This is a genomic window from Actinoplanes sp. NPDC051343, assembly GCF_044455125.1.
In the GTDB taxonomy this organism is placed as follows: Bacteria; Actinomycetota; Actinomycetes; order Mycobacteriales; family Micromonosporaceae; genus Actinoplanes.
Genome location: NZ_JBITEL010000002.1, coordinates 548,410 through 568,767 on the forward strand (window position 1 = coordinate 548,410; position 20,358 = coordinate 568,767).

The window sequence follows — 20,358 nt, forward strand, 5'->3', positions numbered from 1 at the left end:
TTAACCACGTAGGGGCCCGCCGGGAAGCGGGCCCCTACGAGCCTCACTTGACGGTAAAGCCCTGCTCGTTGCCGTACTTGGCGCTCTTGTCCTGCCACGCCTTCAGCCCGTCGGTCAGCGGCGTCGACGAGACGTACGCTTTTCCGACCGTGTCGTTGAAGATGCTGTTGGAGTAGACCTGGAACGGCAGGTAGCTCCACCCGGTGACCACGTTCTGGGCCGACTTCGCGAAGATCTGGTTCGCCTTCTGCCCGCCGAAGTACTTGAACTCGGTGTTCTGGAAGGCCGGCGAGCTCAGCTGCGCGGTGGTGGCCGGGAAAGCGCCGTTGTCGACGCGGACCTGCACGCCGTCACCGTCGTCGGCGTACTTCATGAAACCGTAGGCCAGCGCCTTGTTGCCGCCCTTGTCCATGATGGCGAGCGACGAGCCGCCGTTCTCGGCGGTCGCCGTGCCGCCGGCCTGCCACTGCGGCATGTCGGCGACCCGCCACTTGCCGGAGCCGCTCGGGGCGCTGGAGACGAAGTTGGCCGGCATCCACGCGCCGGTGGTCAGCGTGGCGATCGAGCCGTTGCTGATGCCCTGGAACCACTGGTCGCTCCAGGACGAGATCGGCGCCAGCAGCTTCTCGCTGATCAGCTGCTGCCAGACCTGGGTGAACCGGGTCGCGCCGGGATCGGTGAAGTTGATCGTGACGTTGGTGCCGTCGACCTGGTACGGCTTGCCGCCGGCCTGCCAGATCATGCTGGTGACGAAGCCGGCGTCGCCGGTGTCGTTGGTGATGTACGCCTTCGGGTCGGCCTTGTGCAGCTTGCGGGCCGCGTCGAGGAACTCCTGCCAGGTCGTCGGCACCTTGATGGCGTACTTGTCGAAGACGTCCTTGTTGTAGAAGAGCGCCATCGGGCCGGAGTCCATCGGCAGGCCGTAGGTCTTGCCGCCGCTCTGCACCGAGTTCCACGGGCCGGGGCTGAAGTCGTTCTTCAACCCGGCGGCGCCGTAGCCGCCCAGGTCGGTCAGCGCCTTGCCGAGCGCGAACTGCGGCAGCGCGTAGTACTCGATCTGCGCCACGTCGGGCACGCCCTTGCCGGCCGCGACCGCGTTCTGCAGGGCCGTGTACTGGTCGTTGCCGGTGCCGGCGTTGACCAGGTTCACCTTGACGTTCGGGTATTTCTCCTGGAACTTCGCGACCACCTGCTTCAGCGTGGGCTCCCAGGCCCACACCGTCAGGCTGCCGCCCTTCTGCAGAGCGGCCTGGACGTCGGCGTCCGAGACGCCGGAGCCCGCGGAGGAGCTCGATGAGGAGGAGGAGCCGGACGAGCCGCACCCGGTCAGAAGGAGGACGGCGGCGGCCGCCACGGCCAGCACACGTTTCATGGGGGTCCTTTCCGAATCATTCTTTGACGCTTCCGGCGGCCAGGCCGGACTGCCAATAGCGCTGGAGCGAGAGGAACGCCGCCAGCAGAAGCGCGATCATGATCAGCGAGCCGGTGATGACCAGGTTGAAGACGGCCTGCCCGCCGGCCGTGGTGGCCTGCGCGTTCCACGCGTTGAGGCCGACCGTGAGCGGGTACCAGTCGGGGTTCTTCAGCATGATCAGCGGGAGCAGGTAGTTGTTCATCGTCACGACCATGCTGAACAGCAGGGTCGTGACGATCCCCGGCGCGAGCAGGGGAACGCTGATCCGGAAGAAGGTGCGCATCTCGCTCGCGCCGTCCATCCGGGCCGCCTCGAGCATCTCGTCCGGGATCGCCTGGGTGGTGAAGGTCCACATCAGGTAGAGGCCGAACGGGCAGATCAGCGACGGGACGAGCACCGCCCAGGGCGTGTTGGTGAGCCCCAGCTTGGAGAACATCAGGAAGGTCGGCACGGCCAGCGCGCTCGGCGGCACCGCCACGGCGCCGAGCACCGTACCGAACACCGCCCGCTTACCCACGAACTCGAACTTCGACAGGCCGTAGCCGGCGAGCACGCAGAGGAACGTCGCGCCGCCCGCGCCGACCACCACGTAGAGCAGCGTGTTGCCGAGCCAGCGCAGATAGATGCCGTGGTCGTAGGTGAGTGTGTCCCGCAGGTTGTCCCAGAGCGCGAAGTGCCCGTCGTCGAACCAGAGCCCGAAGGACGTGAACAGCCCGTCCTGGGTCTTGGTCGCGTTGATCACCAGCCATCCGAGCGGCACCAGCGCATAGAGACCCACCAGCGCGGTGAGGACGGTCAGGGTGAGGCTGCCGCGGCGCTTGCGCTTGCTGCCTTCGCTTGCGCTCGGCGCTTGCTTTCCGGTACGCAGGGGTACGCGCGTAGTGGTCGACATCAGCGCTCCCTCGAGCCGCGCAGCTGAACGACGTACGCGACGATCATGGTGAGCACCGCCATCACGACCGCGACCGCCGCCGAATAGTTGAACTCCTGGCCCGAGAACGTCAGGGAGTACGCGTAGAAGTTGGGCGTGAAGTAGGTGGTGATCGCGTTGGGCGCCAGGTCCTTGAGGATGCTGGGCTCGTTGAACAGCTGGAAGCTGCCGATCACCGAGAAGATCGCGGCGATGACCAGGGCGCCCCGGATGTGCGGCAGCTTGATCGACCGGATGATCCGCCACTGCCCGGCGCCGTCGATCTCGGCCGACTCGTAGAGCGACGTCGGCACGACCCGCAGCGCGGAGTAGAAGATCAGCATGTTGTAGCCGACGTACTCCCAGGTGGTGATGTTGCCGATCGACGCGAGGATCAGGCTGGGCTTCAGCGGGTCGGGCAGCTGGACGTGCAGGAAGTCGCTCAGGTTGCCGATCAGGCCGAACCGGGCGCCGTACATGAAGCCCCACATCAGGGCCGCCACCACGGCCGGCACCGCGTACGGAAGGAAGATCGCGACCCGGAAGAAGCCGGCGCCGTAGAGCCGCCCGCTGTCGATCGCGAGCGCGACCAGCAGGGCCAGGAACAGCATGATCGGCACCTGGACGCAGAGGAACAGGGCCACCCGGCCGAACGCCGACCAGAACTGCGGGTCCTGGATGACCCGCTGGTAGTTGTCGAGGCCGACGAACGCGTTTCCGCCGATGAGCCGGTTGCGGTACAGGCTCAGGTAGATCGAGTAGGCGATCGGGGCCAGGAAGACCAGCGCGAACACGACCATGAACGGGCCGACGAACTGCCAGCCGGCCCAGCCGCGCCGGTGTTTCATCTTCACCGCCGGGCCCGGTGGGGCCGCGAGTTGCGGGACTGCCATCTGACCTCAACCTTCCGCGCCGGGAATGTTTGCGCAAACATAGATGCCGGTTACCGATGACCAGGAATGTTACATCGGGGCTACCGGGATGATGTTTACGTAAACATCGTGGGTGATAGTTTCACCGCGTGAACAGATCGTCAAGGAGCAACCGGCGATGACCGCAGCAGCCCGCCGCCCCGGCCGGCGCGTGTCGATGGCCGACGTCGCGCGCCTCGCCGGCGTCTCCTCGCAGACCGTCTCCCGCGTCTCGACCGGCCACCCCGGCGTCGTCGAGTCGACCCGCCGCCAGGTGCTCGACGCGATGGCCGAACTCGGATACCGCCCCAACAGCGCGGCGCGGGCCCTGAAACGCGGCGAGTTCCGCACCCTGGGCGTCATCCTGTTCACGCTGGCCACCACGGGAAACAGCCGCACCGTGGAGGCGATCGCGACGCACGCCGCCCACGAGGGTTACGCCATCACGCTGATCCCGGTCGCACTGCCCACTCAGGACGGTGTGCTCGGCGCGTTCACCCGGCTCGGCGAACTCGCAGTCGACGGCATCATCGTGATCATGGAGGTGCACCTCCTCGACACGGCGAACCTCACGCTGCCGCCGGGCGTGCAGGTGGTGGTCGTCGACTCGGACGCCGGCGACCGCTACCCGGTCGTCGACACCGACCAGGCCGACGGTGCCCGGCAGGCGGTCCGGCACCTGCTCGGCCTCGGCCACCGTACGGTCCGGCACGTCACCGGCCCGGCCGAGTCGTTCGCCAGCGAGCGCCGCGCCGGCGCCTGGCGGGAGGTGCTGACCGAGGCCGGGCGGGAGATCCCGCCGGTCGAACGCGGCGACTGGTCGGCCGAATCCGGTTACCAGGCCGGGCTGCGGCTCGCCGACGACCCCTCGTGCACCGCGGTCTTCGCGGCCAACGACCAGATGGCCCTGGGCGTGCTGCGGGCCATGGCCGAACGCGGCCGCAAGGTGCCGGAGGAGGTGAGCGTGGTCGGCTTCGACGACATCCCGGACGCCGGCTCCTACCTTCCGCCGCTGACCACCGTGCACCAGGACTTCGCCGAGGTCGGCCGCCGCTGCGTCGAGGCCATGCTGCGGCAGATCCGCCACGAGCCGGTCGACGCCGGAACCGTGCTGGTGCCGACCACGCTGATCGCCCGGGCCAGCACCGCTCCCCCGCCCCGCTGATCCCCCCGCCCGGGCTCGCCTCCTCCGCTCGGCGTCATCCCGGCCGTGAGAAAGCCGACACCTCCGGGATCGAACATCGGGCCCCGCCTCCGCGTCTACCGGGACGAAACTGTCCCCATCCACAAGGAGAAACCATGTCGATCGAGGTCTACTACGACGACGACGCGGATCTGTCGATCGTCCAGGGCCGCAAGGTCGCCGTCATCGGATACGGCAGCCAGGGCCACGCGCACGCGTTATCGCTGCGCGACTCCGGCGTCGACGTCGTGATCGGACTGCCGCCCGGCTCGAAGAGCCGGGTCAAGGCCGAGGAGCAGGGCCTGCGCCTGCTCACCCCGGCCGAGGCGTCGGCCTGGGCCGACCTGATCATGGTGCTGGTCCCGGACACCGCCCAGCGCGCGGTCTACACCGCATCGATCGCCCCCAACCTGCGGGCCGGCGACGCGCTGTTCTTCGCCCACGGCCTCAACATCCGGTACGAGCTGATCAGGCCGCCGGCCGACATCGACGTGGCCATGGTCGCTCCCAAGGCACCCGGCCACCTCGTCCGCCGCCAGTACGCCGACGGCAAGGGCGTACCGGTGCTGGTGGCCGTCGAGCAGGAGGCAACCGGCGGCGCGCTGGCGCTGGCGCTGTCGTACGCCAAGGCGATCGGCGGCACCCGGGCCGGCGCGATCCGGACGACCTTCCGCGACGAGACCGAGACCGACCTGTTCGGCGAGCAGGCGGTGCTGGCCGGCGGGGTCAGCGCGCTGGTGCAGACCGGTTTCGAGGTGCTCACCGAGGCCGGCTACGCGCCCGAGATCGCGTACTTCGAGTGCCTGCACGAGCTCAAGCTGATCGTCGACCTGATGTACGAGGGCGGCATCTCCCGGATGCGCTACAGCGTCTCGGACACCGCCGAGTTCGGTGACTACACCCGCGGCCCGCGCGTGATCAACGCGTCGGTCAAGGAGGAGATGAAGAAGATCCTCTCCGAGATCCAGTCGGGCGAGTTCACCCGCGAGCTGATCGAGGACGACGACAACGGCCGCCCGCTCATGACCAAGTACCGCGAGCAGGGCGCCCAGCACCCGATCGAGGTCACCGGCAAGAAGCTGCGCGACATGATGAGCTGGGTCGACCGCCCGATCACCGAAACCGCGTGAATTCAGCGCTGCCGCCGGAGATTCGTCACCACGACGGCGGCGATTGCCACTGTGGACAGCCGTCTGCCGGTTGTGAGGACGCCCGCTCAGGCGTTCCCAACGGGAGGTAAGACATGAAGAGCAGCAAAGCGGAGTGGGCCGTCGGCGCCTCGCTCGCTCGCGGAGTACGGCAAGGACATCTTCCTGATGCAGATCTGCATCGGAAGGTTCGACAACCCGAACATGGACTGCTCCCCGTGGCGTAACTGACGCCCGGCGTGACGGCCACCGCCCCTGGGCGGTGGCCGTCCTCATCGGCTATCCAGGGATGCGGCCGACCGCCCCGTAGGTCACGATCTCGGCCGGGTCGGGCGGGGTGACACCGGGGCTCGGCCGCCAGTCGCCGATCGGCACCACTCCGGGCTCGGCCAGCTCCAGCCCGTCGAAGAAGCGGGCGAACTCGGCGCGGCTGCGTGAGCGCCACTGGCCGCCGCTCTTCTTCTCGAGGACCTCGACCTTCGCCGGGTCGACCAGGTCGTAGGTGGCATGCGACATGACCAGGTAGCTGCCCGCCGGCAGTGTCTCGACCACCCGGCGGACGACGCCGTACGGGTCGCCGTCGTCGTGCACGAAGTGCAGCACGGCCAGCATCACCAGGGCGATCGGGCGATCGAAGTCGAGCGTGGCGCGCAGTTGCGGAGCGTCCAGGATCGTCGACGGGTCGCGCAGGTCGGCGTCGATGTATGCCGTGACGCCCTCCGGCGAACTGCTCAGCAGCGCGCGGGCGTGGGCGAGCACGATCGGATCATTGTCCACATAGACGATGCGCGAGCGCGGGGTGGTCCGCTGCGCCACCTCGTGGGTGTTGTCGGCCGTGGGCAGCCCGGTGCCGACGTCGAGGAACTGGTCGATGCCCGCCTCGCCGGTCAGGAACTCGACCGTGCGACGCAGAAACTTCCGGTTTTCGCGCACCGAGTCGCGGATCGTGGGGAACGTGGCGGCGATCGCGTCGCCGGACGCCCGGTCGGCGGCGAAGTTGTCCTTTCCGCCCAGCCAGTAGTTGTAACGCCGCGCCGGGTGCGCGACGCCCACGTCGAAGCGGCTCATCGGATCGGTCACGGGAAAGGTCTACCACGCGACGGGTCGCGCAGTAACCGGCCGCCGACCTACCCGACCTCGGGCGGCACCGACAGCGGGTGGCGCGCCTCGTCCCGCGCCGCGAGCTGCGCCATCGCCCGCGCGTACTGCGACCGCGTGATCGCCCCGCCGGTGAGCTGGGCGACCAGCGCACCCTCCAGGCTGCCGGGGACCGGCGGCAGCTCGACGACCTCGGTGCCGTCCTCGCGCCGCCCGTCCTCATGCCGCCCGCTCTCGCGTCGCGGCCGGACCCGGGTCACGCACACGAAGAACGTGACGGCAAAGATCAGAAAAACGATCCACATCTCGAGCCCCTCCCGGCCACCGTGCTCATCGTGCGGTGACCCCTTCCACAGGGCCTTACGTTTTCCAGGCCGATGGCGTTCAGCCGAGATCGCTCCGGGTGCCGGGCCGCCCGGGTCGGGCGGCCCGGCCACCTGTCACTTCTCGCTGACGACCACGGTCTTGATGATCTTGTCGGCCAGGGTCTGCTTCTTGGCGTCCCAGAGCGGGAACAGGAAGCCGACGTAACAGATGATGCCGTCGACGAAGTGCGCGAGGTCGCGGACGAACGCCATGCCGCCGCCGATCGGCTGGCCGGTCTCCTCGCTGATCAGGCGAAGGCCGAGGGCCTTCTTACCCCACGTCTGCCCGGTCTTGCCCTGCTGGTACCACCGGTTGTAGCCGCTCACGACGACGCCGAGCAACCAGAAGACGAAGTACAGCGCGTTGAAGTGGGGCAGGTTGTCGTCGCCCGTGCTGGAGCCCAGCGTCAGAGCCAGGATCGAGAACGGCGCGAGGATCACCACGTCGATGAGGTAGCCGCCGACCCGCTGAATCCAGCTGGCGTAGTTGGCGCCCGCCGCCGGCATCGGGTAGGCGGGGGCCGGCGGAGCGCCGTACGGCTGCTGAGCACCGTAGGGCTGCTGCTGGCCATACTGCTGCTGGCCGTAAGGCTGCTGGCCGGGCGGTTGCTGGCCGTAAGGCTGCTGACCGCCGTAAGGGTCGTTGTTCGGAGGATACGTCATTCAGATGATCCTTAATGATGGCCGGCCCACGCCGAGCCGGTGCAGTTGGAACAACCAGCTCGCGGCCGCAACGAGGACCGCGAGCCTTCCCCATCGGCGCCGCCGGGGTGCCGGCCACGGCCGGGGTTCGCCGATCACGCCGAAGGCGCGCAGCGCGACCAGTGGCCCGACGGCAACCGCGAGCGCCGCCAGCCCGAAGATCAAGGGGTTGGCCGTGAACGCCGCCCCCGCCCCGCCCCTGACCAACGCGATCGCCGCGGTGGTCAGACCGCAGAACGGGCACGGCACACCGGCCAGCGCGCGCAGCGGGCACGGCAATCCGACGCCGGGACCGGTGGTCACCACCGGCCAGACCGCGGCCGCACCGGCCACGAGCAGACCGAAACCACCGAGGCGCTCGGGGACGGAGAACGTACGCAGGACTACTCCTTGATCTAGAGCCGGTTTCGGGATCGTAGGGGTTACGCAGCCACAAAGCGATCCCCGAACCGGGCGCGACCTCGGTCGGGGGACCTTCGGTACACCGGGCAGCGTCCTGTCGATCGTCGGAGTCGGCCTGAACTACGCCGGGCCCACCCGGAACAGGGCCACCAGGAAGTCGGATCCGGGCGTCCAGGGCCGCACGTCCCAGGTGCTGAGAAGAAGGTCGGCGGTCAGGCCGGCCTGCTTCGCGTCGGTCAGGAACTCCTCGTGCTCGTAGCCCCGCCCGGCCCCGAACCCCACGGCGACCCGCCCGCCGTCGGCGAGGTGGGCCCGGAACCGGCGCAGGATCTCCCGCCGGGTCGACGGCGCCACGAAAGTCATCACGTTGCCGGCACAGACGACGACGTCGAAGCCGGCACCCGGGACGTCGAGCTCGCTGAGGTCCCCGACCAGCCAGGTCGGGCCGGGATGCGCGGCCCGCGCCTCGGCGATCAGCTCGGGGTCGAGGTCGACGCCGACCACCTGATGCCCGGCCGCGGCGAGGTGCCCACCGACCCGGCCGGTGCCGCAGCCGGCGTCCAGGATGCGGGCGCCGCGCGGCACCATGGCGTCGATGAGCCGCGCCTCCCCGGCCAGGTCGTCCCCGCGCGCCGCCATGTCCCGGAACCGCTGGATGTACCAGCGCGAGTGGCCCGGATTTTCGGCGATCTGGCGCAGCCAGAGGTTGTCCGTCACCCGAACACGGTAGCGGCCCCGACGACTTCGCCGACGGCCGTCCCCGGCCGGTGGAAGGCTGGTGGCATGAGCGTCCGCGAACGGCACGTCGGCCATCCGGCGTGGTGGTCATGGCCGCCCCGTCGCCGGGTGGGCCCGGCCGGCATGGCCGTGGCGGCGGCCGCGTTCGCGCTGTTGTGGGTGATCACCGGGCCGCCCGCCGGGGGCTGGGTGTCGTTCGCCGGGCAGCTCGCCGGCGCCGAGGCCGTCCTACTGATGTCGATGGCCATGATCCTGATCTCGGTGCTGCCGACGGTCGAGACCTGGTTCGACGGCATGGACCGGACCGCGATCTGGCACCGCCGCCTGTCCGTCACCGGACTCGTCCTGGTGGCACCGCACGTCCTCTTCTCCGCCGGGGATCATCCGCACCATCCCGGCGCCGCCGGTCCCCATCCCGCCGGTCACAGCGGCGTCGATCTCGGTGGCCCGCTGGCCCAGATCGGCGTGTGGGGTCTGCTGGCGCTCGGCGTGTGGGCCATCGCGCCGCGCTGGCGGACGATGCTGCCCTGGATCGGCCCGCATCTCGCCCGGTCCGCCGATCGCCTCACCGCCTACCCCGCGGTGCGGCGTGTGCCGGCCGCCGGCCGGTGGGTCCTCGGCGGCTACGAACGCTGGCGGTCGCTGCACCGCCTGACCGGTCTCTTCCTGGCCGCCGCCTTCGTGCACGGACTCCTCGACGGCACCATGTTCGGCGCCGCACGGCTGCGCTGGACCTACGTCGCCACCGGGACGGTCGGCCTGGCGTTCTACGTCTATCGGGAGACCCTCGCCCGGCACTTCCTGCCCCTGCACGACTATCAGGTGGCCACGGTGACGCCGGTCGGCTCCGGTCTGACCGAGCTCGCTCTCGTACCGCTCGGCAAGCCGCTGACCTACCGGCCCGGGCAGTTCGCCATGCTCTTCCTGGAGACCGGTGCCGGCTGGCGGCGGCACCCCTTCACCATGTCGGGCGCGCCCGGCGAGACGCTCCGCTTCACCATCAAGGCGCTCGGCGACGACACCGCCCGCATGCAGACCCTCGTCCGGCCGGGCATGCCGGCCGTCGTCGGCGGCCCGCACGGCCGCTTCGACCGGGCACGCGGCACCGAGCGCCAGATCTGGATCGCCGGCGGCATCGGCATCACCCCGTTCCTGAGCTGGCTGCGCGCCCTCGACGAGCACGCCCCACCGGGCCGCGTCGATCTGTTCTACAGCACCGAGGGCGAGGCACCGTTCGCCGCCGAGATCACCGCGATCGCCCGTGACCACCCGGGCCTCCGGGTGCACCTGCACGACACCGCCGCCGCCGGATATCTCACCGCCGACCGGGTCCTCAGCCGCGTGGGCGGCGACCCGCGCGAACTGTCCGTGTTCCTCTGCGGCCCGGCGGCGATGGTCGGCGGCTTCGTCCGCCGCTTCCGGCAGGCCGGCGTACGCGCCCGCAACATCCATCGCGAGCACTTCGACTGGCGTTGAGGTCAGCCGCGGTCACCGCTGCGCCGCACCTCCACGGTGGATCGTGAATCAGCCGGTCGGGATGGCCGCCTTGCCGCGGGTGCGTAATCTGCTTCGCAGCCGGCGGAGGCGCCGCGCCTCCCCGGCGCGGTAGGCTCTTGCGCAGGATCTCACGCCGCGAGGTGTCCGATGGGAACCAACGACCGACAACACCAATTCGAGCAGATAGTCGCCCAGCTCAGGGCCGACTACCCCTCGCTGGGCGAGCAACGCCGATGGCCGCGCCACGTCGTGGTCACCGCGGCCGTCCTCGGTGGCATCCTGTGGGGTTTCCTGTCCGTCGCGATGGTCGCCTGGGGTGCCGCCGGCGTGCTTCTGACGTGTTCGGTGGTGGCGCTGACCGCCGCCGCGCTCGGCGCCGACGCCTATCGTCACCGCGGCCGCTGACCGCCGCCGCACTCTGCACCGACGCCCATCGTCACCGCGGCCGCTGACCGCCGCCGCACTCTGCACCGACGCCCATCGTCACCGCGGCCGCTGACCGCCGCCGCACTCTGCACCGACGCCTATCGTCACCGCGGCCGCTGACCGGTCGACGGCAGGGGCACCGGCGCACCCTGACGGTAGAGCGCCGCCGTGGCCTCGGCCGTCCTCCTCAACGAGTCGCGCAGGTCGTCCGGCGTCAGCACCTCGACGTCCGGGCCGAACGCGAGGAGCGGCTGCGCGGCCAGGAGCGACCGGAAACGCAGTTCGACACGTGTCCAGCCGGGTTCCGCGGCCGGTTCCGCGGTTACGACGTCGGCCGCGTGAAAGCGCAGGAACAACGGCAGGGTCTCGTCGCGGACGCGGGCGGTGACGGCGGCCCGGGCCGGGAGGTCCTCGATGCCGCGCCGGAGGGTGTCCCACACGTCGGCCAGTTCCCGACCCTCGCGGCGGCGTACCGGCTCGTCGAGGACGGTCGCCGAGCGGGCCCGGTCGGCGCGGAACAGCCGGGGCTCACCGTCGTGGTCGGCGACCAGGTACCAGACTCCGGCCTTGTTGACCAGGCCGTAGGGGTCGAGCGTGTACGTGCGTACGCGATTGTCCCGGCCGTGCCGGTAGCGCAACCTCAGCCGCCGGTCGTCGAAGACGGCCGTCTGGAAGGCGTCGAGGTCGGCCTCCGACCGGCCGCGCCACCGCACCGGGTCGATGAGGATGCGGCGGCTGGTGCGGTCGGCGCCGGGCGGAGCGGGCAGCGCGGCCATCACCTTGTCCGCGCCTGGCTCGGCGGCGACGTCGAGAAGGCGCTGAGCCTCGTCGCCGACGACGTCGTCGCCCGGTCCCCGGGCGGCGAGATCCGGGGCCTCGAGGCGTACCGCAGGTTCCTCCAGCCGTTCGCGACCGCCCTGATCAGCAGCGAGCTGATCGACATCCTCGGCGACGACACCCACGCCGCGGCGTTCTACGTCGTCGAGACGCCGTTCGCGAATGGCTTCCGCGGCATGGAATACCTGACCGTCGAGAACGGCAGGATCACCGAGGCGGTCAGCGTCTTCGATCGCCTGCCGGCGGTGCAGGCCCGGTCCTAGAGGGGCGAAACGGTCAAGGCGGGTGCGTCCCGGGCGCCGGTGTACGCCAGGAGCCGCAGCAGGGACGGCGAGCAGCCGACCAGCCGCACCCGCCCGGGACCCAGCCCCGCCCGCACGAGGATGCGGGCGGCCGCCGGGTCGGCGAAGCGCAGCCGGCTGACGTCGATCGTCACCTCGTCGGTGCCGCAGTCGACGAACACGTTCTCGACCACCGCCCGCAACGCGTTGCGGCCGGCCAGGTCGGCCTCACCGGACAGCGCGAGCCCGGCCGGTTCCCGCGTGCGGCGGATGCGCAGGGCGAACCGCTCGTCGTACGGCGCCCCGCTCGCCGCGACGCCCGGGTGCTGCCAGGTGAGCCGCCGCAGCTCCAGCGGGTCCATCGTGCGCCGGTCGTACGCGCACACGCCGATCAGCTCGCTGTTGAGCGCGACCCGGTTGATCTCGGTCTCGTAGCCGCACAGGTGTTCCCGCCCGGGCACGTTCCGCCCGGCCCAGCTCATGTCGCCGAGCACGCGTACCCCGGTGTAGCCGGCCGCTCGCGCGGCCCGGGCCATCGGCGCCCACAGCGGCAGCACGGCATCCGGTTCGAAGACGCCGCCCTTCAGGTAGGAGGCCTCGGCCGTGGTCGCCTCGAGCTGCCCGCTCGCCAGGGCCGTCGAGGTGTCGATCCAGCAGTCCAGTGCCGAGCACGGCCCTCCCTTCGGGCCCGGATCGCCTCACCGTACCGCCCGAACAGGAACAGTCGCGGTACCTCATTCGAGCGATCGGCCGTAGTCGGCGGGCCGCAGACGCCGGGTCCGCCGGCGGTATTCGGCCGCCATGCCCGGCCAATTGGTGACGATCCGGCCGGTCGCGGTGCGGTACCAGCTGCGGCAACCGGTCCACACGCTCGTCGCGAGCCGCCGCTGGATTTCGGCATCGTAGGAATCCGACCGCTCGCGGCGTACCTCCAGAGGCGCACCGCCCGCGGCGACCAGCCGGACCGCCTGGACGATGTGCCGGGCCTGCGCCTCGTGGAAGTAGATCACCGAGCTGTTGCCGGTGTTGGTGTTCGGGCCGTACATCAGGAACAGGTTGGGAAAACCGGGAACGCTCATTCCGAGATAGGCGAAAGCACCGTCGCGCCAGACGTCGGAAAGCTCCTTGCCGTCCCGCCCGCGGATCCGGACCGGCACCAGGAAATCCACCGCATCGAATCCGGTGGCATAGACCAGCACGTCGCAGCGGTGCTCGACGCCGTCGGAGGTCAGCACGCCGTTCGGCGTCACCGCCTCGATCGGGGCGGTCACCAGGCCGACGTCGGGCCGGCGCAGCGCCGGGTACCAGGCGTTGGTGAACAGCACCCGCTTGCACCCCATCGGCTCGACCGGCGTCACCCGGGCCCGCAACGCCGGGTCCGGCACTTGCAGGCGTCGCTGGGCGTTCGACATCCCCTTCAGCAGCGCTCCCGCCACCCGGTGCCCGGTCACCGCCCGGCCGGCCACCCAGGTCATCCCCCACACCCCCCACCGCGGCACCCGGGACAGCCCCGGGAAGCGGGTGTAGAGCCGCTCGCGGAGGTGGCTGTACCGGCGGTCCGGTTTCGGCAGCGTCCACGGTGGCGTGCGCTGAAAAACAGTCACCCGCCCGGCTCGGCCGGCGATCGCCGGGACCAGCTGGATCGCGCTGGCGCCAGTACCGATCACGCCCACGTTCAGCCCGTCGACGGTCAGATCTTCCGGCCACCGGGCGGTATGGACGGCCGGCCCTTCGAACCGTTGGGCGCCTTTCAGCACCGGCACCACCGGATTGCCGAGTTGCCCGACGGCCGGGATCAGCACATCAGCGACGACCTCGCCGCCGTCGGCGGTCGAAACCCGCCACCTTCCGGCGGCGTCGTCCCAGGCCGCGCCGGTCACTTGCGCATTGAGGCGTACGCGCGGAAGCAGTCCCCACCGCTCGGCGAAGTCCTGCAGATAGCCCAAGATCTCGCGCCGGGGCGGAAATCGGCGGCTCCACTGCGGATTGGGCGCGAACGAGTACGAATAGAGCGGCGCGGGAATGTCGCAGCCACACCCCGGATAGGTGTTGTCGCGCCACACCCCGCCGATCCGGTCGCCCTTCTCGAGCAGCACCAGATCGTCGAACCCGGCCCGCACCAGCGCGGCGGCGGCCGCAATCCCGCCGAACCCCGCCCCGATAATGACGATGCGCGCCATAGGTAGTCCCCTCTGCCGCGCTCAGGACACTCCTGGGGCAACGGGAAAACGGCCGGGTGGCGGCCCGGCCGCAACCAGAAGTTAGCAGCCTGTTGACGCACTGCCAACAGGCCCGTTTTCGGAACCGCCCCGGCCGTGCGGCCACGCCATGCCGCCGGCCGGACGACCCGGGATCAGTCGCCGGGCTCGCCGGAAGCATCCGGAAGGCAAGGTCCCCGCCCTTGTCGTGTGAACAGGTCAGTAGGATGCCGGGATGAGCCCGGTCGGCGACCTTGAGCTGCGGACCGCGTGGAAGCGGCCGCGGAGGGCGTCCGGCAGCGCGTCGCCGGTGACCTCAGCCGGGAGACCGGGCTGTCCGACGGGGATTTCGTGATCGAGCTGCTCGAGTTCCGCGGGGCCGGCGCGTGAAGCGGCTCGCCGTCGGCTGCGCGATGTGGACCCACAAGGCGTGGGAGGCGCATCTCGTCGGTCAGTCGAGGGAGCGTCTGCGCGGCTACGCCGAGTGGTGCACGGCGGTCGAGGGCAACACGACCTTCTACGCCACCCCGACCCGCGAGACCGTGGCGTCGTGGGCCGCGCAGACGCCGCCCGGCTTCCGGTTCGTCCTCAAGATCCCGAAGACCGTGACTCACGGTCATCGGCTGGCCGGCGGCTTCGAGGAGCTTCAGCAGTTCCGGTACGCGGTGGAGCCGCTCGGCAACCGCATCCACGCACTGTGGATCCAGCTCCCGGGGTCGTTCGGGCCGTCGGAGTTGCCGGTCCTGTCGGACTTTCTCGGACGGCAACCGGGCGGGCACCGGTACGCGGTGGAGGTACGCCATCCGGCGTTCTTCGAGAACCCGGGCCCGCTGGAAGAGGTGCTGGCCGAGGCCGGCGCCGAGTGGGTCCCGTTCGACACGACGGCGTTCTTCACCATTCCGCCCAGCAGTGAGGCCGAGCGCGACGCCTGGGCCAGCAAGCCCCGCCTGCCCCTGCGCACGAGGGCTCTGACCGATCGCCCCATCATCCGCTACCTGGGCCGCGACGATCCCGCCAGGACGGTCGAGGGCTGGCAGCGCTGGGTCGGCATCGCCGCCGGCTGGCTGGACGAGGGCCGCTCCCCCACCGTCTTCATCCACACCCCCGACAACGCCGACGCACCCGCCCTGGCCCGCCGCTTCCACGACGAGGTGCGCGCCCGCGTCCCCGATCTCGAGCCGCTGCCTCAGCCGGCGCCGGTGGCGCTCTTCTGACGCTGCACGAGCAGGGCGATCCAGGCGCAGAGCCCGGCCAGCGGCAACTCGGCCAGCACCGCCAGCAGGATGGCCAGACTCAGGTCGTGCCGGCCCGACGTCGTCACGTCGAACCACGCGTCGACGATCAGCATCGTCGCCGTGCACCCGGCCGCCTGCCCGGCGAGTGGCCGCCCGCGCCAGGCCAGAAACGCCGTCAGCAGCATGGCGAGGATCAGCATGACGTCGAACCCGACCCAGGCCAGCCGGTAGTTGTGGGTCCGGGCGTGGTCGGGCAGCGTCAGGGACAGGTAGACGGTCCAGGGGACGGTGCCCGCGCCGAGCACCGCGAAGAGCGGTGCCATCCACCGCGGCGGCCGGTTCATGGTTCGAGTTTTCCACGCCGGGAACGCACCGGTGACGCCCGCCGGGCAGGCTTGACCCCATGCATACCGAGGCTCGGCCGATCCGCGGCGTCTGTGTCGTCACGGTCGAGCGCCAGCCCACCGCGCCCACGCTGATCACGGTGCTGGTGGTGCCGGACCTCGCCCGCCCGGCCGAGACCCTCCGCCGCCACGTGATCTCGGCCCGGGACGCGCTGGACGACGTCCGGGCCTTTCTCCTCGCGACGAGTGACGGACCGGTGACACCCCCGTCGTAGCCTGTGCGCCATGCCGGGTCCGACGACGCTCCTGCTGTTCGGTGAGCCGCGGCTCGCCTTCGGCGAGGCCGACGGCCCGGGCGGCCGCGAGCTCCCGGCGGGCGGCAAACGCCTGATCGCGTACGCGGCACTGCACCGCGGCCACCTCGACCGGCGGCACGCGGCCGGGGCCTTGTGGCCGGCATGCGACGACGTGCGGGCGGCCGGCAACCTGCGCTCGGCCCTGTGGCGCCTGCGGGAAGCCGGTCTGACCGTGCTCGAGGCCGACAAGCGCCAGGTCTGGCTGCACCCCGGCGTCACGGTCGACGCCGATCAGGTCGCCGTCTGGGCGCTACGCCTGATCGACGGCGGCCCGGCCTCGGACCGCGACGAGGCGACCTGGCAGCGCTCCCGGCCGGGCCTGCTCCCCGGCTGGCCCGACGAGTGGGTCGGCACGCACCGGGAACGGCTGCGTCAGCGGGTGCTGCACGCCATGGAGGCCCGGGCCCGGGCGCTGCTGGCGGCCGGCGACCTCGGCCGGGCGGTAGCAGCCGCCCGGCTGCTCGTCGCCGCCGAACCGCGGCGGGCCACCGCGCGCCGCCTGCTCGACGCGGCGACGCGGGCCGCCGGCGTCGGCGGAACCGATTCCTAGGGATTGCCCGGAAGCGGTTGCCCCCGGTCGTACGCGACGCTGGGCTCTGGAGAAACGAGGAGGAGCGATGAGCGCACGTCTCACTTATCGGCACCGGGACCGGCCGCAGACGGTCCTGCACGTCTTGGACGGGCCAGACCTGCGGGTGCGGGGCCAGCCGGCCGTACTGCCCGAGAGCAGTCTGCGGCTGCTGGTCTACCTGGCCTGCCGGCGGCGCCCGGCCGGCCGGCGAGTAGTAGCGGCCGCCCTGTGGCCGGACGTGACCGAGTCGCGCGCGGGCGGCAACCTGCGCTCGGCGATGTGGCGGTTACGCGGGGCCGGGGCCGGCACGGCGGTCGTCGAGGCCGGCGGCGCCGCGCTGGCCCTCGGCCCGGACGTGGCGGTCGACCTCGAAACGCTGTCCGGCTGGGCCGAACGGGTGATCGGCGGCCGGCCCGGCCCCTCCGACCTGACCGTCCCGGACGGTGCCGACGCCGCGCTCGATCTGCTGCCCGGCTGGTACGACGACTGGGCGATCGTCGAGCGCGAGCGCGTGCGTACCCGGGTCCTGCACGCCCTGGAGCAGGTGAGCCGCAGCCTGTCGGCGGCCGGAAGGCACGCCCAGGCCGTCGATGCGGCGATAGCCGCCATGTGCGCCGACCCGTTGCGCGAGAGCGCGCAGCGGGCGCTGATCGAGGCGCACCTGGCCGAGGGCAATCTGATCGAGGCGCAGCGCACGTTCCGGTCCTATCGGGAGCTGCTGCTGGCCGAGCTGGGGGTCGATCCGGCACCCGACCTGTGGCAATTGATCGCCGGTGCCCGCATCGGGCACCTCCCTAGGCTGGCGGTCCGGTAGCCGACAGTGAGGGCGTGGCGGGTCGCCGCGGGGGCGCATGCTGAGCGGGCGCATCAGCGACGAGCCGCCGGGAGCCCTCATGGCCGGGGAGGATCTACGCCGCGCGATCGCCATCACGGCCGCGGGGGACGCGGGGCGCGCGGGACAACCGATCGGGAGAGAACGGGAATGCCGGCTCCTGGCGGCCGCGGTGCGGGCCGCCGCGAGCCGAGGCGTCGCCCTGCTCCTCTGGGGCGATCCCGGCGTCGGCAAGACCACGCTGCTCGACTACGCCGCCGGCATCGCACCGGCCCGGGTGTTGCGCGCCCGCGGCGTCGAGTCCGAGGCGGTGCTGCCCTATGCCACCCTGGCCGACCTGATCATCCCGCTCCGCGGGCACTTCGCCGAGCTTCCGGCGGTGCAGCGGGATGCGCTCGCCGGCTCGCTCGCGCTCGCCGACATCGAAACCCCCAATCCGTACGCGGTGTGCGCCGCGGCCCTCAGCGTGCTGGCCGCGGCCGGCGAGACGACCCCCCTGGTCGTGCTCGTCGACGACCTGCACTGGGTCGACCAGTCGTCGCAGCGCGCGCTGCTGTTCGCCGCCCGCCGGCTCGGCCCGGAACGGGTCGCGCTGGTGATGAGCGGCCGGGACGACCCCGATCTGCGCCGCCGCAGTGCCGACCTGCCCACTCTCGACCTGGCCGGGCTGACCCGGGCCGACTGCGCCCGGCTGCTGCGCGAGCGGGGCCGGGAGCCGTCCGGCGCGGTCCTCGGCGACCTGGTCGAGCGCACCGGCGGCAACCCGCTCGCGCTGCTCGAGTGGGTGGCCGCGCTCGGCGACGACCAGCTGGCGGGCGACCGGCCGTTCGGCGAGGCACTGCCGGCCGGCCGGCGCCTGCTCGAAGAGGCCTGGCTGCGCCACATCGAGGAGCTGCCGGAGTCGGCCCGGGCCGCGCTGGCCGTGGTCGGAGTGAGCCGCTCGCCGGCGATCACGGTGCTGGAGGCGGCCCTCGAGCGGCGCGGCCTGAGCCTGGCCGACCTGGCCCCGGCCGAGGCGGCCCGGATCGTGGTCTCGGACGGGACGGACTACGAGTTCCGGCATCCGATGTTGCGCTCGGCGGTGCTGCGGCACGTGTCGCGGGCCGACCGGCGGGCCGCCTGCGACGCCCTGGCCGGGGTCACCTCGGGCACCACGCGGGCCTGGTACCGCGCGTCGGCCGCGACCGGCCCCGACTCGGCGGTGGCGGCCGAACTGGCCGAGGCGGCCCGCGAGGCCCGGCGGCGCAGCGGCTACGACGGGGCCGCCCTGGCCTGGCACCGCGCGGCCCAGCTCAACCCCGACCCGGCCGCGCGGGCCGGCCTGCTGCGCGAGGCGGCGACCGACTCGTTCCTGGCCGGCGCGTCGGCCCGCGCCTCGGCGTGGTGCGACGAGGCACTGACCACGACGACCGATCCGGCGCTGCGGGCCGACATCGAGCTGCTGCGCGGCCGCATCCTCACGTGGACCGGGCACACCGCGGCGGCGTACCAGGGTCTGGTCGGCGCGGCCCGGAACGTCCGCGACCTCGACCCGGCCCGGGCCTGCGCGCTGCTCACCGAGGCGGCGGTGCCGGCCGCCATGGACGCCGACGTGCGATCGGTGCTGCAGCACGGCGAGGAGGCGCTGGCGCTGGCGACGACCGCCGGTTTCGCCGCGCCCCGCACCGCGCTCGTGCACAGCTTCGGGCTGGTGCTCAACGGGCGGGTCGAGGAGGCGCAGCCGGGCCTGCGGGCCGGCGCGGCCTACCTGGAACGCGGGATCGATCCGGTGACCGAGCAGCTCATGGTGGCGATGCTCGGCCAGGGGCTGCTGTTCAGCGAGCAGGACGCTGCGGGCCTGGCCGTCCTGACTCGCACGATCGACACCGCCCGCCGGTTCGCGGCCCCGGCCGTGCTGCCGGTCGCGCTGATCATCCGGGGCGAGGGCGAGCACTGGACCGGCCGATGGGCCGAGGCCGAGGCGGACTGGGCCGACGGGCTGCACTGGGCCGAGGAACTCGGTCACCTGGGCGCGGTCGGCTACGGCCTGGCCTGCCTGGCCCGGCTCGACGGTCAGCGCGGCGAGCGTACCCGCTGCCTCGACCGGGTCAGCCGGGCCCGCCGCGAGATCGGCCCGTACCGGATCGGCTGCCTGGAGTTCTACCTCAGCTTCGCGGCCGGGGTGGCCGCGCTCTCCGATGCCGACTACGCCGAGGCGGGCACCGCGCTCGACGAGGCGCTCGGGCACGCGCGCCGGGCCGGACTGGGCAACCCGCGCGTGGTGCCGTTCGGCGCCGACGTGGTCGAGGCGCACGTCCGCGGCGGGCGGCCGGACCGGGCCCGGGAGCCGCTCGCCTGGCTGACCTCGGTGGCCGCCCGGACCGGGTCGAGCTGGGCGTGGGCGGCGGTCGGGCGGTGCCGCGGGATGCTGGCCGAGACCCTCGACGAGGCCGAGGAGGCGTTCGCCGAGGCCGAGCGCCACCACCGGGTGCGCGACTATCCGTACGAGCGGGCCCGCACCCTGTTGTGCCGGGGTGAGGCGCTGCGGCGGTTCCGCCGGCCGGCCGCCGCGCGGGTGCCGCTGACCGCCGCGCACGCGACGTTCGAGTCGCTGGGGGCGGCGCCGTGGGCGGCTCGGGCGGCCGTCGAACTGGCGGCGGCCGGGGTGCGGCCGCTGCCGAGCGCCGGGCCGAGCCTGCTGGATCTGTTGTCACCGCAGGAGATCCAGGTGGCGCGGGCGATCGCCGGCGGGTTGAACAACGCCGAGGCGGCCAGTGTGCTGTTCGTGTCACGCAAGACGGTCGAGGCCCATCTGACGCGCGTCTATCGGAAGCTGGGCGTGCGATCGCGTACGGATCTCACCCGGGCGCTGGTCGCCGCCGGCCTGGTGCATTGAACCGGCGTACCGGGAGCGGCCGGGTCGCCGGCCCG

General features: G+C 71.9%; 22 protein-coding genes. 10 read left to right on the plus strand and 12 right to left on the minus strand.

What is annotated here, in order from left to right; translation table 11 throughout:
* Positions 1–43: 43 nt before the first annotated feature.
* From ACIA5C_RS09490 to ACIA5C_RS09500, 3 genes are read right to left on the minus strand one after another with little or no spacing between them, the layout of a single operon-like run.
* Positions 44–1,372 carry an ABC transporter substrate-binding protein gene (locus ACIA5C_RS09490; protein ID WP_396052859.1) on the minus strand — a complete coding sequence of 443 codons (1,329 nt, stop codon included), beginning with the start codon at positions 1,370–1,372 and terminating at the stop codon, positions 44–46.
* A 16-nt stretch (positions 1,373–1,388) separates the two neighbouring features.
* Positions 1,389–2,306, minus strand: coding sequence for a carbohydrate ABC transporter permease (locus ACIA5C_RS09495; RefSeq protein ID WP_396052860.1), 918 nt, complete (start codon positions 2,304–2,306; stop codon positions 1,389–1,391).
* Positions 2,306–3,217: a carbohydrate ABC transporter permease gene (locus tag ACIA5C_RS09500; RefSeq protein WP_396052861.1), complete on the minus strand. Its 912-nt coding sequence runs from the start codon at positions 3,215–3,217 to the stop codon at positions 2,306–2,308. Before ACIA5C_RS09500 ends, ACIA5C_RS09495 begins: the two co-directional genes overlap by 1 nt.
* A gap of 157 nt (positions 3,218–3,374) precedes the next feature.
* Here ACIA5C_RS09500 and ACIA5C_RS09505 point away from each other — a divergent pair, with 157 nt between their 5' ends.
* Positions 3,375–4,400 (plus strand): LacI family DNA-binding transcriptional regulator, encoded by a 1,026-nt coding sequence (locus tag ACIA5C_RS09505; RefSeq protein WP_396052862.1) that lies wholly within the window; start codon positions 3,375–3,377, stop codon positions 4,398–4,400.
* Between the two features lie 134 nt (positions 4,401–4,534).
* Positions 4,535–5,548 carry a ketol-acid reductoisomerase gene (gene ilvC / locus ACIA5C_RS09510; protein WP_396052863.1) on the plus strand — a complete coding sequence of 338 codons (1,014 nt, stop codon included), beginning with the start codon at positions 4,535–4,537 and terminating at the stop codon, positions 5,546–5,548.
* A gap of 297 nt (positions 5,549–5,845) precedes the next feature.
* On the opposite strand, the gene ACIA5C_RS09515 is transcribed toward ilvC, so the two are convergent.
* The 5 genes from ACIA5C_RS09515 to ACIA5C_RS09535 form a co-directional block, all read right to left on the minus strand.
* A complete protein-coding gene (locus ACIA5C_RS09515) occupies positions 5,846–6,634 on the minus strand; it encodes an SAM-dependent methyltransferase (protein WP_396053099.1) in 789 nt (262 codons plus the stop codon).
* 59 nt (positions 6,635–6,693) lie between these two features.
* A complete protein-coding gene (locus ACIA5C_RS09520) occupies positions 6,694–6,969 on the minus strand; it encodes a hypothetical protein (RefSeq protein ID WP_396052864.1) in 276 nt (91 codons plus the stop codon).
* A gap of 135 nt (positions 6,970–7,104) precedes the next feature.
* Positions 7,105–7,692: an RDD family protein gene (locus ACIA5C_RS09525; protein ID WP_396052865.1), complete on the minus strand. Its 588-nt coding sequence runs from the start codon at positions 7,690–7,692 to the stop codon at positions 7,105–7,107.
* Positions 7,693–8,064, minus strand: a complete 372-nt coding sequence (locus tag ACIA5C_RS09530) for a DUF2752 domain-containing protein (RefSeq protein ID WP_396052866.1) — start codon at positions 8,062–8,064, stop codon at positions 7,693–7,695.
* Positions 8,065–8,253: 189 nt separating this feature from the next.
* Complete coding sequence (locus ACIA5C_RS09535) at positions 8,254–8,772, minus strand: class I SAM-dependent methyltransferase (protein WP_396053100.1); 519 nt, start codon at positions 8,770–8,772, stop codon at positions 8,254–8,256.
* Positions 8,773–8,916: 144 nt separating this feature from the next.
* Here ACIA5C_RS09535 and ACIA5C_RS09540 point away from each other — a divergent pair, with 144 nt between their 5' ends.
* Both ACIA5C_RS09540 and ACIA5C_RS09545 read left to right on the plus strand, forming a co-directional pair.
* Complete coding sequence (locus ACIA5C_RS09540; protein ID WP_396052867.1) at positions 8,917–10,347, plus strand: hypothetical protein; 1,431 nt, start codon at positions 8,917–8,919, stop codon at positions 10,345–10,347.
* A gap of 168 nt (positions 10,348–10,515) precedes the next feature.
* On the plus strand, positions 10,516–10,773 hold the full coding sequence (locus ACIA5C_RS09545) for a hypothetical protein (RefSeq protein WP_396052868.1): 258 nt from the start codon (positions 10,516–10,518) through the stop codon (positions 10,771–10,773).
* Positions 10,774–10,898: 125 nt separating this feature from the next.
* Here ACIA5C_RS09545 and ACIA5C_RS09550 read toward each other — a convergent pair whose 3' ends face one another.
* The gene (locus ACIA5C_RS09550) at positions 10,899–11,432 is read right to left on the minus strand and encodes a helix-turn-helix transcriptional regulator (protein WP_396052869.1); all 534 of its coding nucleotides are present in this window, start codon (positions 11,430–11,432) and stop codon (positions 10,899–10,901) included.
* Here ACIA5C_RS09550 and ACIA5C_RS09555 point away from each other — a divergent pair.
* Entirely contained in the window at positions 11,418–11,894 is a 477-nt protein-coding gene (locus ACIA5C_RS09555; protein ID WP_396052870.1) for a nuclear transport factor 2 family protein, read from the plus strand. The genes ACIA5C_RS09550 and ACIA5C_RS09555 overlap by 15 nt on opposite strands.
* On the opposite strand, the gene ACIA5C_RS09560 is transcribed toward ACIA5C_RS09555, so the two are convergent.
* Positions 11,891–12,574, minus strand: a complete 684-nt coding sequence (locus ACIA5C_RS09560; protein WP_396053101.1) for an MEDS domain-containing protein — start codon at positions 12,572–12,574, stop codon at positions 11,891–11,893. The two genes, ACIA5C_RS09555 and ACIA5C_RS09560, sit on opposite strands and share 4 nt — an antisense overlap.
* A 72-nt stretch (positions 12,575–12,646) precedes the next feature.
* Positions 12,647–14,092, minus strand: a complete 1,446-nt coding sequence (locus tag ACIA5C_RS09565; protein ID WP_396052871.1) for a flavin-containing monooxygenase — start codon at positions 14,090–14,092, stop codon at positions 12,647–12,649.
* A gap of 431 nt (positions 14,093–14,523) precedes the next feature.
* Between ACIA5C_RS09565 and ACIA5C_RS09570 the strand changes: the two genes are divergently transcribed.
* Positions 14,524–15,324, plus strand: a complete 801-nt coding sequence (locus ACIA5C_RS09570) for a DUF72 domain-containing protein (RefSeq protein WP_396053102.1) — start codon at positions 14,524–14,526, stop codon at positions 15,322–15,324.
* Here the strand turns inward: ACIA5C_RS09570 and ACIA5C_RS09575 are convergent.
* Positions 15,297–15,689 carry a hypothetical protein gene (locus tag ACIA5C_RS09575; RefSeq protein WP_396052872.1) on the minus strand — a complete coding sequence of 131 codons (393 nt, stop codon included), beginning with the start codon at positions 15,687–15,689 and terminating at the stop codon, positions 15,297–15,299. The genes ACIA5C_RS09570 and ACIA5C_RS09575 overlap by 28 nt on opposite strands.
* Positions 15,690–15,748: 59 nt before the next feature.
* On the opposite strand from ACIA5C_RS09575, the gene ACIA5C_RS09580 reads away from it, so the two are divergent.
* The 4 genes from ACIA5C_RS09580 to ACIA5C_RS09595 all read left to right on the plus strand — a co-directional run bounded on the left by ACIA5C_RS09580 (position 15,749) and on the right by ACIA5C_RS09595 (position 20,323).
* Positions 15,749–15,964 (plus strand): hypothetical protein, encoded by a 216-nt coding sequence (locus ACIA5C_RS09580; protein WP_396052873.1) that lies wholly within the window; start codon positions 15,749–15,751, stop codon positions 15,962–15,964.
* A gap of 10 nt (positions 15,965–15,974) precedes the next feature.
* A complete protein-coding gene (locus tag ACIA5C_RS09585; protein WP_396052874.1) occupies positions 15,975–16,595 on the plus strand; it encodes a BTAD domain-containing putative transcriptional regulator in 621 nt (206 codons plus the stop codon).
* A gap of 67 nt (positions 16,596–16,662) precedes the next feature.
* Positions 16,663–17,430, plus strand: a complete 768-nt coding sequence (locus tag ACIA5C_RS09590) for a BTAD domain-containing putative transcriptional regulator (RefSeq protein ID WP_396052875.1) — start codon at positions 16,663–16,665, stop codon at positions 17,428–17,430.
* A gap of 79 nt (positions 17,431–17,509) precedes the next feature.
* Positions 17,510–20,323, plus strand: a complete 2,814-nt coding sequence (locus ACIA5C_RS09595) for an AAA family ATPase (protein WP_396052876.1) — start codon at positions 17,510–17,512, stop codon at positions 20,321–20,323.
* Positions 20,324–20,358 lie beyond the last annotated feature (35 nt).

Excerpts from the sequence above, each read along its gene's own strand:
- ACIA5C_RS09580 (WP_396052873.1), top strand. The coding sequence starts at position 15,749 with ATGCATACCGAGGCTCGGCCGATCCGCGGCGTCTGTGTCGTCACGGTC.
- ACIA5C_RS09525 (WP_396052865.1), bottom strand. The coding sequence starts at position 7,692 with ATGACGTATCCTCCGAACAACGACCCTTACGGCGGTCAGCAGCCTTAC.
- ACIA5C_RS09570 (WP_396053102.1), top strand. The coding sequence starts at position 14,524 with ATGTGGACCCACAAGGCGTGGGAGGCGCATCTCGTCGGTCAGTCGAGG.
- ACIA5C_RS09540 (WP_396052867.1), top strand. The coding sequence starts at position 8,917 with ATGAGCGTCCGCGAACGGCACGTCGGCCATCCGGCGTGGTGGTCATGG.
- ACIA5C_RS09585 (WP_396052874.1), top strand. The coding sequence starts at position 15,975 with ATGCCGGGTCCGACGACGCTCCTGCTGTTCGGTGAGCCGCGGCTCGCC.
- ACIA5C_RS09575 (WP_396052872.1), bottom strand. The coding sequence starts at position 15,689 with ATGAACCGGCCGCCGCGGTGGATGGCACCGCTCTTCGCGGTGCTCGGC.
- ACIA5C_RS09545 (WP_396052868.1), top strand. The coding sequence starts at position 10,516 with ATGGGAACCAACGACCGACAACACCAATTCGAGCAGATAGTCGCCCAG.
- ACIA5C_RS09505 (WP_396052862.1), top strand. The coding sequence starts at position 3,375 with ATGACCGCAGCAGCCCGCCGCCCCGGCCGGCGCGTGTCGATGGCCGAC.
- ACIA5C_RS09565 (WP_396052871.1), bottom strand. The coding sequence starts at position 14,092 with ATGGCGCGCATCGTCATTATCGGGGCGGGGTTCGGCGGGATTGCGGCC.
- ACIA5C_RS09500 (WP_396052861.1), bottom strand. The coding sequence starts at position 3,217 with ATGGCAGTCCCGCAACTCGCGGCCCCACCGGGCCCGGCGGTGAAGATG.
- ilvC (WP_396052863.1), top strand. The coding sequence starts at position 4,535 with ATGTCGATCGAGGTCTACTACGACGACGACGCGGATCTGTCGATCGTC.
- ACIA5C_RS09595 (WP_396052876.1), top strand. The coding sequence starts at position 17,510 with ATGGCCGGGGAGGATCTACGCCGCGCGATCGCCATCACGGCCGCGGGG.
- ACIA5C_RS09520 (WP_396052864.1), bottom strand. The coding sequence starts at position 6,969 with ATGTGGATCGTTTTTCTGATCTTTGCCGTCACGTTCTTCGTGTGCGTG.
- ACIA5C_RS09495 (WP_396052860.1), bottom strand. The coding sequence starts at position 2,306 with ATGTCGACCACTACGCGCGTACCCCTGCGTACCGGAAAGCAAGCGCCG.
- ACIA5C_RS09515 (WP_396053099.1), bottom strand. The coding sequence starts at position 6,634 with ATGAGCCGCTTCGACGTGGGCGTCGCGCACCCGGCGCGGCGTTACAAC.
- ACIA5C_RS09490 (WP_396052859.1), bottom strand. The coding sequence starts at position 1,372 with ATGAAACGTGTGCTGGCCGTGGCGGCCGCCGCCGTCCTCCTTCTGACC.
- ACIA5C_RS09535 (WP_396053100.1), bottom strand. The coding sequence starts at position 8,772 with ATGGCGGCGCGCGGGGACGACCTGGCCGGGGAGGCGCGGCTCATCGAC.
- ACIA5C_RS09590 (WP_396052875.1), top strand. The coding sequence starts at position 16,663 with ATGAGCGCACGTCTCACTTATCGGCACCGGGACCGGCCGCAGACGGTC.